The organism is Sphingomonas sp. MMS24-J13, from assembly GCF_044905095.1.
GTDB lineage: Bacteria > Pseudomonadota > Alphaproteobacteria > Sphingomonadales > Sphingomonadaceae > Sphingomonas_I.
This window is the reverse complement of sequence record NZ_CP173258.1, coordinates 2655329-2668527: the sequence shown is the minus strand read 5'-3', so window position 1 is coordinate 2668527 and position 13199 is coordinate 2655329. Positions and strand designations below refer to the sequence as shown.

9 protein-coding genes are annotated in these 13199 nt (G+C 67.3%); 3 read left to right on the top strand and 6 right to left on the bottom strand.

The annotated features are described in order from the left end of the window. Window positions 1-48 precede the first annotated feature (48 nt). Together AB4Z44_RS12475 and AB4Z44_RS12470 are read right to left on the bottom strand one after the other, a co-directional pair. A complete protein-coding gene (locus AB4Z44_RS12475) occupies window positions 49-1113 on the bottom strand; it encodes an alpha/beta hydrolase fold domain-containing protein (RefSeq protein WP_404710021.1) in 1065 nt (354 codons plus the stop codon). A gap of 15 nt (window positions 1114-1128) precedes the next feature. Then, the gene (locus AB4Z44_RS12470; protein ID WP_404710020.1) at window positions 1129-3543 is read right to left on the bottom strand and encodes a TonB-dependent receptor; all 2415 of its coding nucleotides are present in this window, start codon (window positions 3541-3543) and stop codon (window positions 1129-1131) included. Between the two features lie 454 nt (window positions 3544-3997). Between AB4Z44_RS12470 and AB4Z44_RS12465 the strand changes: the two genes are divergently transcribed. After that, window positions 3998-4888, top strand: coding sequence for an ROK family protein (locus AB4Z44_RS12465; protein ID WP_404710019.1), 891 nt, complete (start codon window positions 3998-4000; stop codon window positions 4886-4888). Window positions 4889-4898: 10 nt separating this feature from the next. Here the strand turns inward: AB4Z44_RS12465 and AB4Z44_RS12460 are convergent, their stop codons facing one another. After that, a complete protein-coding gene (locus AB4Z44_RS12460) occupies window positions 4899-6602 on the bottom strand; it encodes a tannase/feruloyl esterase family alpha/beta hydrolase (RefSeq protein ID WP_404710018.1) in 1704 nt (567 codons plus the stop codon). Between the two features lie 493 nt (window positions 6603-7095). Here AB4Z44_RS12460 and AB4Z44_RS12455 point away from each other — a divergent pair, with 493 nt between their 5' ends. Next, the gene (locus AB4Z44_RS12455) at window positions 7096-8208 is read left to right on the top strand and encodes a glycoside hydrolase family 68 protein (RefSeq protein ID WP_404710017.1); all 1113 of its coding nucleotides are present in this window, start codon (window positions 7096-7098) and stop codon (window positions 8206-8208) included. A 3-nt stretch (window positions 8209-8211) separates the two neighbouring features. On the opposite strand, the gene AB4Z44_RS12450 is transcribed toward AB4Z44_RS12455, so the two are convergent. From AB4Z44_RS12450 to AB4Z44_RS12440, 3 genes are all read right to left on the bottom strand, one after another. Beyond that, window positions 8212-9582 carry a hypothetical protein gene (locus AB4Z44_RS12450; protein ID WP_404710016.1) on the bottom strand — a complete coding sequence of 457 codons (1371 nt, stop codon included), beginning with the start codon at window positions 9580-9582 and terminating at the stop codon, window positions 8212-8214. Then, complete coding sequence (locus AB4Z44_RS12445) at window positions 9579-10646, bottom strand: alpha/beta hydrolase (RefSeq protein WP_404710015.1); 1068 nt, start codon at window positions 10644-10646, stop codon at window positions 9579-9581. The genes AB4Z44_RS12450 and AB4Z44_RS12445 overlap by 4 nt, the downstream gene beginning before the upstream one ends. 87 nt (window positions 10647-10733) lie before the next feature. Beyond that, window positions 10734-11699: an alpha/beta hydrolase gene (locus tag AB4Z44_RS12440; RefSeq protein WP_404710014.1), complete on the bottom strand. Its 966-nt coding sequence runs from the start codon at window positions 11697-11699 to the stop codon at window positions 10734-10736. A 161-nt stretch (window positions 11700-11860) separates the two neighbouring features. Between AB4Z44_RS12440 and AB4Z44_RS12435 the strand changes: the two genes are divergently transcribed. Beyond that, on the top strand, window positions 11861-13102 hold the full coding sequence (locus AB4Z44_RS12435) for an MFS transporter (RefSeq protein ID WP_404710013.1): 1242 nt from the start codon (window positions 11861-11863) through the stop codon (window positions 13100-13102). Window positions 13103-13199: the final 97 nt, after the last annotated feature.

The following is a 13199-nucleotide window of genomic DNA, read 5'->3' as shown; positions in this document are numbered from 1 at the left end:
GCGGTATAGCCGCGTCACCATCGGCCGGCGGATTTCCGGACCGCGCGGCTAGCGGTCGAACGTTCGCCGTAAGGCAGCGATCTTCGCCGCTGTGAACCGCCTGGCGATCTGGGTTTCTGGTGCCGCGCCATCGAAGCCGTGGAACGCGCCAGGCGCGACCACCAGCTCGGTCGGGACGCCCTGATCGGTCAGGCGTCGTGCATAGGCAATATCCTCCTCGACGAAGAGGTCGACCGATCCAACTCCGATGAAAGCCGGCGCGAGCCCGGCGAGTCGCGGCGTGCGAGCCGGCACGCCCGCTGGTGGCACCCCGTGACGTCCCGGAGGCACGCCGAGGAACGATGCCCAGCCAAGGGTGTTTGCGCGCTGGTCCCAGCCGATGCGGCCGATTTGCGGGGGAACCGGCCGATCAATCCCCGTGCGGTCGTCGAGCATCGGATAGATCAGAACTTGCAAGGCGAGCGGGATTTCGCCGCGGTCACGTGCCATCTGGGCCAGCAGCGCAGCATGGCCGCCGCCCGCGCTCTCGCCCATGACGGCAATCCGCGATCGATCGACCCGCAACGCCGGCGCGTTGGCGTGAACCCAGTGCAGCGCGGCATAATTGTCGGCGACCGATCCGGTGTAGCGGGTCTCGGGCGCAAGGCGATACTCGACCGTCACCACGACGCAGTCGAGCGACCGCGCGAGTTCCTGCTTGGCACGGATCTCGGCCTTGGCCGAGCCCGAGATGAATCCCCCGCCATGGGTATGGAGAATCGCTGGGCGCGTCGCGCCATCGCGCGCGTTGATCAGGTAGACGACCACGTCCGGCGCGCCCGCAAGCCCCGGCACGCGCTTCTCGACCCAGGGCACATCGGCGAGCGGGGCGGGAGGGGGACCGCCGAGCCCACGCATGACGGACAGTAGCGTCGCGCCGCGCGGCGGGGTGTTCATCATCGCAAGGATCACGCGCGCCGTCGGCCGCAGCTCGGGGTCGACGAACGCGAGCGGATCGACCGGCGGCGCGACCGCCGCCGGAAGCGCCCGCGTGACGAATGCAGCGCCGGCGAGCGCGAGCGCGTCACGCCCGAGCATCCGCCGGCTCAGCAGCGCCGCATCCGATCCGGCCATCCCGACTCCGTCAGATCAATGGAAGTTGAACCCCGCGCGTACACCATAAGTGCGCGGGCGGCGATACGAGGTGGTCGTGCTGCTCCACACCGTCACCACATTGTCGGCAACCCGATCATTCTCGACATTGTTCACGAACAGATCGAGATAATAACGGTTCGCGGCGTCGTCGTAGCGCAGGTTGAGGTCGGTCTTGGTGTAGCTGCCGATCAGGCTCTGCGCATAATTGGCGGCGTCGGCGTAGGTCTTGGACTGCACGTAGAAATCGACGCTCGGGGTGATCGTGCCGCGCGCGAGCGTGAAGATGTGCGCGTAGCCGGCCCGCGCGCTCCACTTGGGCGAATTCGGCGTGCGGTTGCCCGAGAAATCCGCGGTCGCCGCGCCGAAGGTGGCGTAGCCGAACGACGGTGCATAGATGTTGTAGAAGGTGTCGGGCGTGTGCAGGTTGTCCTGCGCGTTCGGGAACGACCTCAGCTTGGCGTCGAGGAACGACACGAAGCCGGTGATGCGATCGGCCGAGGTCGGCCGGAACGACGCTTCCAGCTCGACACCGCGCAACCGCGCCTTGGCCGCGTTGGTGGTCACCGCGACCGGTCCCTGGTTGGGCACCGGAATGATGCTCGAAACCTGCAGATCCTTGTAGTTCATGTTGAACACGGTGCCCGACAGGAAAAGCACGCCGTGCATCAGGCTGCTGCGGACGCCCGCCTCGTAATTGGTGACGGTCTCGGGCTTGTAGCTCGTGAACGGCTCGGGATTGCTGCTCGATTGCAGCCCGCCGCTGCGATAGCCGGTGCTGATCGTGCCATAGAGCATCGTTTCGGGCGTCAGATCATAGTCCGCGCCCACCTTCCAGTTGACCTTGCTGAACTTCTTGCCGGGACGCTGGGAATCGTCAGTCAGCGCGAGCTGGAAGGTCGGGCAGGACTTGGTGCTGATGTTGGCGAGCGTTACCGTGCCGCCGAGGCAGACATTCGAATATTGGCGCGCGAACACCGTATCCCACGTCGCGCGCACGCCGGCGCGCAGGCGCAGCGTATCGGTGACGCGGTAGGTGCCCTGGCCGAACAACGCGCGCGAGCGGCTGCCATTGTCGATCGGCGTGGTAACGACGTCGACGCCGTTGATCGTCGAGATCTGGTTGCCGGTGCCCGCCACCAGCGCCCCGACCGCATTGAAGACCTGGTTGAAGGGGTACGGCGCGGTGTTGCCGGCGTGGATCAAAGTCGCGCCTGAAGAGGCCTTGTCGCGATAGGCGTAAGCGCCGGCGACCAGTGCGAACGGGCCGCGATCGAAATTGATGTCGAGCTCGTTCGAATAGCTTTCGGTCTTGGTGCCGATGCTCTGCGACGAATAGACGCCGGTCGCCGCGTCGATGCCGTTGTCCTTGATCCGCGAATAACCGGTCAGATAGGTCGCGGTCAGCCCTTCGGCGACGTTCCACACCAGCCGCGAGCGCGCGGCATAATATTTCAGGTCCATCTTGTTGTCGGTGACCAGATCCATGCCGGGATTGATCTGATCGGTCTTGATGACGGTGGCGGGGCCGAACGTGCCCGTCGTGAGATTGGCGTTGGGATAGACGTTATACGAACTCAGGAAGATCAGCGGCGTCGTGCCGCGATTCTGGCCGTAATTGAGCGAGAAGCGCCATGTCAGGCTGTCGGTGAGGCTCCACTTGCCGTTGATGCGCGCGCCGAGGCGGTCGGTCTTGCCGAAGCGCTCGTCGGCCGCATAGCGCGCATTGATGCCGCGATCGACATCGCGGAAGAAGGATGCACGCAATGCAAGCCCGCCGCCGACGGGCAGATCGACCGCCGCGCGCGTCTGCAGTTCGTTGAAATTGGCATATTGCACATCGCCGCTGACGCCGAATTCGTTGCGCGGATCGGCGGTATTGATGTTGACCACGCCGGCGGTGGCGTTGCGGCCATAGACCGTGCCCTGCGGGCCGCGCAGCACTTCGATCGAGCTGGTATCGAACAGGCCGAGCGCCAGCACCTGCGACGACGGCTCGTAAATGCCGTCGATCTGCGTCGCGACGGTCGAATAGCCGCTATAGCTGTTGTTGCTGCCGATGCCGCGGATCGCGAAGCCGTTCTGGCTGAGCTGCAGATTGGGAACGGTCGTGATGATGTTGGCGACCGCGGTGATGTTCTGGCGATCGAGCGCGGCCTGGCCGACGACGCTGACCGCGACGGGCGACTTGCTCAGCCGCTCGCTGCTCTTTTGTGCGGTGACGATGATCTCCGAAGGCTCGGTCGGCTGGTTCGTCCCACCCACGCCGGCGGCCGATCCCGGCTGTGCCGCCGCGACGGGTGTGTTGGCGGCACCATCCTGCGGCGCCTGCTGCGCCAGCGCCGGGCTACCCGCCAACGCGAGGGCCGTTCCGCCCAACATGCGCGCAATCGCCGCCTTGAATGTCATCATCGTGATCTCCTGTCGTGGATTGGCAGCCCTGCGCGGCGTTCGGCTCACGCGTATGGCCTGCTGATTTCAGAGTGCAGCTATTGGGCGCCTCAGGGGTGCTGGAGCTTCAGTCGGATGCCCGTGGCATCGAGCGCGAAGTGCGCGCCGCGAGACCGTGCCATCGCAATTTCCAGCCGCATCCCTCAGTCCTCTCTCGCCGTTTTATACAATCGATTGCAATCGTCACTCTGTCACGGATCGGGCGGGGTCAAGTCCATTTGCGATAGCGGATGGGCCTCTTAAGCCTCGATTTACACGGTTTGATCGGGAGTGTTGCTAAATCGTCGCGCTGCCCGCGTGACGATTCCGATCCTTGTCGTCGCGGCTGGCGCCGCTTAAAACGGGGCGATCAAGCAATCGATTGCTGGCAGCGCTACCCTGGAGCCGCCGGATATCGCAACCAACGAGAGGCCGGATGACAGACGAAGCGCGCTACGGCTGCATCGAGGCGGGTGGGACGAAATTCGTCTGCGCGATCGCGGACGGTCGCGGGGCGCTGCTCGAACGCGCGCGGATCCCAACCACGACGCCCGAGGCGACCCTGGCAGCCGTGCTCGCCTGGTTCGGGCGCACCGAAGCGGCACCGGCCGGGTATCGCGGCTTCGGGATCGCCAGCTTCGGTCCGGTCGAACTCGATCCGTCGTCGCCGCGCTGGGGCTCGATCCTCGACACGCCCAAGCCCGGTTGGAGCGGCACGCCGCTCGCCCGCCCGATCGAGGCTGCGTTCGGGGTTCCGGCCGGGTTCGAGACCGACGTCAACGCCGCCGCGCTCGCCGAGGCCGAGCTCGACGACATACGCGCGAAAGGCGTCGTCTACATCACCGTCGGCACCGGAATCGGCGGGGGCTTCGCGTCGAACGGCGCGACGATTCCGGGTCTGCGCCACGCCGAAATGGGGCATATCTTTCCACCGCGCCATCCCGACGACACCGCCTTTCCCGGCTGCTGTCCGTTCCACGGCGCGTGCCTCGAAGGGCTGGCGAGCGGGCCGGCAATTCACGCGCGCTGGGGCCGATCGCTGTCGGAGCTACCCACCGATCACCCGGCGCATGCCATCGTCGCCTGGTATCTCGGCCACCTCGCCGGCACGCTGATGGCGGTACTTTCTCCCGCGCGGATCGTGTTCGGCGGCGGCGTGATGCACGCGCCCGGGCTGCTGGCCGGGGTGCGCGCCGCCGCCACCGCATTCAGCGCCGGCTACCTGATCGATGCGGCCGCGATCGCCGATATCATCCGCGCACCGCGGCTGGGCGACGATGCCGGGCTACGCGGCGCGTTGCTGCTCGCCCAGCGCGCAGCGCGCTGATCGTTCACGATCAGGAGCAGACGAAGCTGTCCGCATCCTCGAGGCTGCCCGCGCCCTTGTAGCGCGCCACCTTCGGATAGGCGCAGAGCGGACGGGTGCGGCCGGGCCAGGGCGACATCGGGCCCGCAGTGCCGACCATCTGATCGGGCGCCCGCGCTCGCTCGACCCAGTTGACCAGCGCGGCGAAGGAATCGAACCCGTCGGTGGCGGGTCCGCCCTGGCAATGCGCCATCCCCGGCACCGGGAACAGCCGGACGAAACTGGCGGCACGGCCACCATTGCGCTTGTCGACATCGCCGTACCAGGCGACCGTATCTGCCAGCGAGAAGACCGGATCAGAGACGCCGTGCGGCACGATCAGCTTGCCGCCACGCCGATTGAACGCGGCGAGATCGTCCGAGCGCGCAGCGATATCCTGCCATGCGGAGCGAGCGAAGCGGGCATCGGTCGCATAGATCTTCGCCGCGTCGCGATCGAAATCGAAGCCGATCTGATAAGCCAGCTTCGCCTGGGGATCGTCGTCGATCGCCGTCGGCGGTGTGGTGAACACCGCGCCGAGCGACGGCGATCCCATCAGCACGTTGATGGACGGCACCGGCGCGTTGCCGACCTTCCAGATACGCCAGCCCGGATCGGCCCAGCCGGCGTCCCAATAGTAACTGGCGTAGAGCGGCTCGCCGCGGCGGTTGCGCGCGCCGGCTTGCACTTTTTGCAGCGCCGCAACCTGCGCAGCCGACAGGCAACCGTCCTGCTTGACGCCCCCGCAGGTGATTCGCGCCAGTTCCGGCAGCACCTTGGCCGACGTGCAGCGTGTGAAATCCCCGACCATGCCGTCGACCGCGCCATCGTCCTTGTCGCACGCGGCGAGGATCGCCTTGCCGACCAGGGCCGAATCCGCGGCCGACAGGCTTTGGCCAAGCGTGGAAAGCGTGACCGGTTGGCCCGATGCGGTGACGACCTGCGCGAACGCCTGCGTGTCCCACGCTTCCTCGATCGCCGCGCGCGGCAGTGCAAAGCCGGGTGCCGCCGCGACGATACCGTCGAACAGATCGGGATAACGCTGGGCCAGCATCATCCCTTCCTGCCCGCCCTTCGAGCAGCCGACGAAATAGCTGGTGCCCGGCCTCTTGCCGTAGAACGCCTTGACCGTCGCCTTGGCCGCCTCGACCGACGGCCGCAGCGACGCCCCACCATAATCGGCGCGCGCCTGCGGATCGAATCCGAACGAAGACGCCCCGCCGCGCGCGGCGACGCTGTTGACCGCATTGTCATGCCCCGAATCCTGCGACATCACGGCATAGCCCTGCACCAGCGCGGGCGCCGCGCCGCCGCTCAGCCGGCCGATCGCATCGCCGAGCTCGCCATTGGTGCCGCCGCCGCCTTGCATGAAGAACTTGCCGTTCCATTCGGTCGGCATCCGCAGGTGAAAGCGGATCGCGTAATGCTGGCCGTCGATCCCGATGCGCTCATGGAGCACGCCGGTCACCTCGCAATGGGCGGGCAGCGCAAGCGGCGGTGCCGGCGGCGTCCCGGGCGGGGGCGAAGCCATCGCGACGGGGCCGGCGCCATGCCAGACCGCGCCGGCAATGCGCCCGCCGGGATCGGGCAGGCTTGCACCGGGCTGCGCCAGCGCGGCGCATCCGGCTGCACCGACCGCCGCCTGCGCGGCCGCCGGCACGGCGAGGCTCAGCGCCGCGGCACCGGCCAGGAGCATCAAACGGCGACATGTTCGCATCCTCAGAACCTCACGATCGCGCGCACGCCATAGTCGCGGGCGCTCCATAAAATTGGGTATTGCGGGCATGCCGCTGATATCGGTCTTGTTCACCGGATCGATGCCATAACCCTACGGCGTCCCACGATGCACGCGGCGCGTGACGAGCGCCGACGGCAGCCCGCGCGCCTTGAGATGCCCTGCAAAGCATGTGCTTTCTCATGGCAAGTCCTCTCCGCGTCATGGCGTGGGGCGGCAACGCGGAGCGCCGTCCTCCACCCACGCCTTCTAATTGTCTCATGCAGAGACTATCGCGCGCTTCCAACCGTTGCAATCGATTGTTTATTTGGCCTATCGGGCTGTAATCGAGCGCGCCGGGCGCCGATCCATGCCTGCCATAGAGGGGCGGTCGAGCGGTGCATCATGTCAAAAGCCTTCCCGACCGCGCGCCTGTCGCCTGGCGAATTTCTTGTACCTTGGACCACCCTTGATCATGCACGCTTCGCAGTGGCGCCACCAGGCGCTGGCCCGAATTGACTCGCAGGCGATTGCCGTCGCGCCGCTGATCGATCGCCCCGAGCCGGTGCGGGACGCCGATGGACTGGCCTTCTGGGACGCGTGGCCCGTGCAGGATCGGGCAGGCATGCCGCGGCGGCTCGTGCATGGGGGGACGCTGTGGATGGCGCTGGGCGCGCCGCGCGCGCCTGATCCCGACGAACGTCACGCGCTGGCCCGCATTCACTTGATCCACCGCGACGACGGCGGATGGCGCCATATCGGCCCGGCGATGCCAGACGGCTTTTCCCCGGGAAGCCGCGAATGGTCGGGCTCGGCGGTCGCCGATGACGACGGCACGGTGACGCTCTATTTCACGGCGGCCGGACGGCGCGGCGAACCGGTGGTGACATTCGAGCAACGGCTGTTCGCGGCGCGCTGCACCATGCGCGATACCCCCGGCGGACCTTCCTGCACCGACTGGTGCGATCTCATGGAAATCGTCGAGCGCGATCCGGCATTCTACATGGATACCGCCGGCGGTGGCGCGATCGGCACGATCAAGGCGTTCCGGGATCCGGCCTATTTCCACGATCCCGCGAGTGGGATGGCCTATCTGCTGTTCGCCGGCTCGCTCGCCGGCTCGTCCTCGGCCTTCAACGGTGTCGTAGGCGCCGCGCAGATCGATCCCGCAGCGGCGTCGGGATGGCGCATCCTGCCCCCGATCGTCAGCGCGGATCTGCTCAACAACGAACTCGAGCGGCCGCACATGATCTATCACGATCGACTATATTACCTGTTCTGGTCGACCCAGGCGCATGTCTTCGACCCGCAGGGGCCGATCGGGCCGACGGGGCTCTACGGCATGGTCTCGCACGATCTGCTCGACGGATGGCGTCCGCTCAACGGCAGCGGCCTCGTTTTCGCCAACCCGCCCGAGGCGCCCGCGCAGGCGTATAGCTGGCTCGTACTGCCCGATCTGTCGGTGACGAGCTTCGTCGATCAATGGGGTGTTGACGCCGCCGCATGCACCCCAAAGAGGTTCGGCGGCACCTTTGCGCCCTTCCTCACGCTCCGGCTCGACGGTGAGACCGCGCGGCTCGCCGTCTGACCGTTACCGGGTTTCGGTCGGGCGCCCGGCGAGCGCGACCAGCCCGTCGACGATCGCGGTTTCCGCGCAGCCCGGCTTGAGTTGCGACGAGAGAACCTCGAACGTTTCGTAGCCGAAGGCGGCATCATTCGGGATGTAGCCCGACGGCGCCGTTCCGTTCGCGAGGGTAGCGAGGATCGTCCGCTTGAACGGCGACTCCTGCTTGAGGCGCTGCCCGATCGTGGTGAACAATTCGGCATCGACACCGCCGATCACGATGTCGCCGAGTGCGACCATGCTGAGTCGAATCGGGACCGGGCCGGCATCCTCATAGTGCCCCGGCGATCCCGCGCGGCCGCTGTCGATGCGGGTGCGACCGGGGCAGGTGATCGTCGATTGCGCGCCCTCGATGGAAGCGCGGGCGAACGGACGATCGGGCGTCGTGCGTACCACGTGGAGCACCTCCTCGCCGAGCATCTGCCCCATCGAGACCACCATCTGGCGTTGCTGGTTCATCAGTCTTACGACCGCAGGATCCTGCTTGTTCAGCCCCTTGCCGCCGGGCAACATGGTGTTGCTGATGTCGATCCCGCGCTTGGCGTAGTCGCGGATTCGCCACTCGCGCAGATCGTAGGTCTGCTGGAAATAGATGGGATTCTGGTCGCCTGCGGCGCCCTCTGACCACACCGCGACCGTATCGGGGCCAAGCGAGTCCTCGATATAACCGGACGTTGCCCCGGGAATATCGGCGCTGACCTGATCGAGTTGTCCCGACAGCACCGCGTGAACCGCATAATTGTAGTAGACTGCGATTGGCTTGCCCGCGGTGTCGCTGAAGCGGACAACCGCAACCGTTTTGTCCGACGGCCCGTCGTAGTTGGGCCCTTCGGTCCAGCGGTGCGTTGCCGGATCGATCATGTTGCGGTTGACGTTGATGTACGACACGCCGGTACCATAGGCGATCGTCGCCGGTTGCAGCCGCTTCGTCGCGTCGGCAACGGCGCGGACCACGCCGTCCTCGAACGGTGCCCCGCGCAGGAACGCACTGTGCGTATGGGTCGCGCCGAGCATCAGGTTGCGCGCCGGAATACCGAGCTGCTGCTCGATCCTTCGGCTGACGCGCGCCCACACATCGGTCGGAATCCCGATCGTGTCGACCGACACCAAAGCGGCGCGGGTCGCGCCGTTGTCGACCACGATCGCACGGACGAACACCGGATCGTGAACGCCGTCGGTGCCCTCGGGCAGGCTCGCCCGACCGGGCGTCACGTCGATCTTGGCTGCACCCGCCTTGATCGGGCCATCGACAGCGGCGTGCGCCGGCACCGCAGCGAGACACAGGCCAGCGATCAGCAGGCTGAGCCGCGTGAGCGCCGTCTTGGCGATGCCGCTCATGCTGCCACCGGCGCGAATGCGCGGCGGATCGCGTCGATCTTTGCGCGTGTGAAGCGGCTGGCAACGCTGGTCTTCTCGGCGATACGATCGAAGCCGTGGAAGGCGCCGGGGACGACGAGCAGTTCGGTCGCGACGCCTGCCTGGATCAGCCGGCCGGCATAGGCGATGTCCTCGTCAACGAAGAGATCGACCCCACCGACGCCGATGAACGCCGGCGGCAGGCCGCGCAGATCCTCTACCCGCGCCGGAACCGCGCCCTTCGGCGCGCTTGCGCCGCCCGGCGCCTGGCCGAGGAAGGCGCGCCAGCCGAACTGGTTGGATTGTGCGCTCCAGCCGACCGCGCCGATGAACGGCGGCGGCGTCCTGGAACTGCCGGTGCGATCGTCGAGCATCGGGTAGACGAGCACCTGCAGCACCAGCGGCACCTCGCCGCGATCGCGCGCGGCGAGCGCAAGGAGTGCGGCATGGCCGCCGCCGGCGCTTTCACCCATCACGGCGATGCGCGCAGGATCGAGCCCGAGCTCGGCCGCCTGCGCGTGCATCCAGCGCAGTCCGGTGTAATTGTCCTCGATCGATCCGCGATAGCTCGCCTCGGGTGCGAGGCGATATTCGACGGTCACGATCATGCAATCGAGCGTGCGCGCAAGATCCTGGAGATAGCCGATCTCCCACTTCGCGGCGCCAGCGATGAATCCGCCGCCGTGCATGTGGAGGATGCCGGGGCGTCGCCGCGCGGGATCGGCGTTGACGACATAGACCGTCACCTCGGGCATCCCGCGGCCGCCTGCGATATGGCGTTCCTGCACCGGCACGTCGGGCAGCCGCGGCGGTGCGTAGGCCGCCCCGCCGGCGCGCAGCGCAGGCAAGTTGGCCAGCGTCAGCGGCGAGGGGCCGGGCGCGGCGAGCATCTGCCGCGCGATCGCGCGCAGCTCGGGATCGATCCGCGCCAGCGAGTCCGCCGACACCGCGGGCGCTGCCGCCACGGCCGCCAGATCGCGCGCCAACAGCGGCGCCAGTGCGAGTGCGCCGGCCGCGACGCCGAACGTACGCCTGTTGAAATCCATCGCCCTCTCCTTCGCTTATCCGGCGCAAAGGCGCCTTGCCGGCATTACAATCGATTGTGCAATCAAAGCAATCGGCCGCAATCAGGCTCACGGTACCCCGTCGAGCCAGGCGTCCAACAGCGCGGGCCATTGCCGTGCCGGCGTTCCGGCCGCGCCGAGACCGAAGCCGTGGCCGCCCTGCTGGAATAAATGGCATTCGACCGGGCGGTGCGCGCCGCGCATCGCTTCGAGCATGAGTATCGTGTTCTGCGGCGACACCGCGGGGTCGTCGAGCGCATGCACCAGGAACAGCGGCGGTGTCGCTGCCCCGACATGTTCGGCCGGCGATCGCCGAGCGATCGCCGCGACCGACGGATCCGCCCCGAGCAGGGCAGCGGTCGAATCGGCATGCCCGATCGGTGCGGTCATCGCGATCACCGGATAGATCAGCGCCGCCGCGCGCGGCCGTGCGTCGAGCGCATCGGCGGCGTCGACCGGGCGATAGGCCGGATCGGCAAAGCCGGTGACGAGGGTGGCGGCGAGATGCCCGCCCGCCGAGAAGCCGATCACGAACAGCTTGGCCGGATCGCACGCATAGTGCGCTGCGCGCTGGCGGATTATCCGCATCGCGCGCTGCGCATCCTGCAGTGGCACGTCGGCGCGATCGGCCCAGCCTTCGCCCGGCAGACGATAGGTCAAAACGAAGACGGTGTAGCCGCGCTCGGTCATCTCCCGCGCGACATCGGCACCTTCGTTGCCGATCGACACGAACACATAGCTGCCGCCGGGGATCACGAGCAGCGCGCGCCCGTTCGGCCGCGCCGGCCGGAAGACGTGCAGCGCCGGCCGGGCGACGTTGCGCACGAACGCGTCGGACCAGTCAGCCGGGAGCGCGCGGGGAGCAAAGCCATGCCCCGGCGGGTCGTTCGGCCAGAGCGGCAGCGTCTCCGCCGCGCGCCATGCTGCGGGAACCGGCGTCAACGCGCGCGCTGGCGCAGCCGCGAGCGGCAGCAACGCCGTCGCGCCGGCCAGCAGGTGGCGCCGTCCGATCGAACCGGTTTGTTCGTCCATCATCTCATCCCGTGATTCACGTGCCGCGATCCGCACATCGCCCCGAATAGGCGCGCACAACCGCGGCTACAAACGATTGCAGCCGCGTGGCGTGCCTACTAGGTCGGCGCAATAGCGAGGCTGCCGCGGTGGCAAAGCGCGCCATCCATCGAAGGAGCAGCATCGTGACAGCGCGAATGAAAGAGCCGCCGGCAGGCGGAGCGCGCCTGATCAAGGTGCTGATCCTGCTGATGTTCGCCACCTTCGCGATGACGACCGATTCGGTCGGCACGATCATCCCGCGTGTGATCGAGGAATTTCACCTCGGGATGACGGCGGGTGGTGCGTTCCAATATGCGTCGATGTCGGGAATCGGTCTTGCCGCGATCGCGCTGGGCTCGCTGGCCGACCGCATCGGCCACAAGGGATCGATCATCATCGGGCTGGCGCTCTTCTGCGTCGCATCGGGCCTGTTCGCGCTCGGGCACGATTTCCTGGTGTTCATCATCCTGTTGTTCGTTGCCGGCCTCGGCATCGGCATCTTCAAGGCAGGCGCTCTTGCGCTGATCGGCGATATTTCGCGTTCGACGCGTGAACATGCCGCGACGATGAACCTGATCGAAGGCTTCTTCGGGGTCGGCGCGATCATCGGCCCCGCGCTGGTGGCGCATCTGCTGCAGAGCGGGGCGAGCTGGAAATGGATCTACACGATCGCCGCGATGCTTTGCCTCGTTCTGATCGCGGGCTGTCTCGTCGCGCGCTTTCCCGTGACGCACCATCAGGCGCCGGTGGCGGCCGATCGTAAGGGTGCGCTGCGGCTGCTGGGCGATCCCTACGCGCTCGCCTTCGGTATCGCGCTGATGCTGTATGTTGGCGCCGAGGCGGCGGTCTACGTGTGGGCGCCGACCTATCTCTCGGGCTATGACGGCCCAGGCGCATGGCTCGCGGCTTACGTCGTTGCGGTTTTCTTCGTGCTGCGCGCCTTCGGCCGCTTTCTCGGCGCCTGGCTGCTCGCGCGGCTGCGCTGGCAGACCGTGCTGATCGTGTGCAGCGCCGCGATCGCACTGTGCTTCTGGGCGGCGGTCGTGTTCGGGCGCTCGGTTGCGCTGTTCTCGATTCCGGCGACCGGCCTGTTCATGTCGGTGCTGTATCCGACAATCAACTCGACCGGGATCAGCTGCTTCGACAAAGCGCAGCATGGCGCGATCGCGGGTGTCCTGCTGTTCTTCACCTGCGTCAGCGCGGTGCTGGCCCCGCTCGCGATGGGGGCTCTGAGCGATCATCTTGGCGATCCGGTCTACACGATGATACTCGGCACGGTGTTCGCGACGCTGCTCGCCGCGCTGTGCGGGTATAATTGGCTGGCCGACCCGATCGCCGCCCGGCTCCGCAAACGCAACGCGGCCGATTATGCCGCGGCGGGCTGACCGGAACGGTCCCATCGCACATTGGATCGACGCCCGCGCCCCACATCGTTATCATCGGCACCTGAGCGGGGCCGCATGTTCGCGGTGCGGGCGGGAG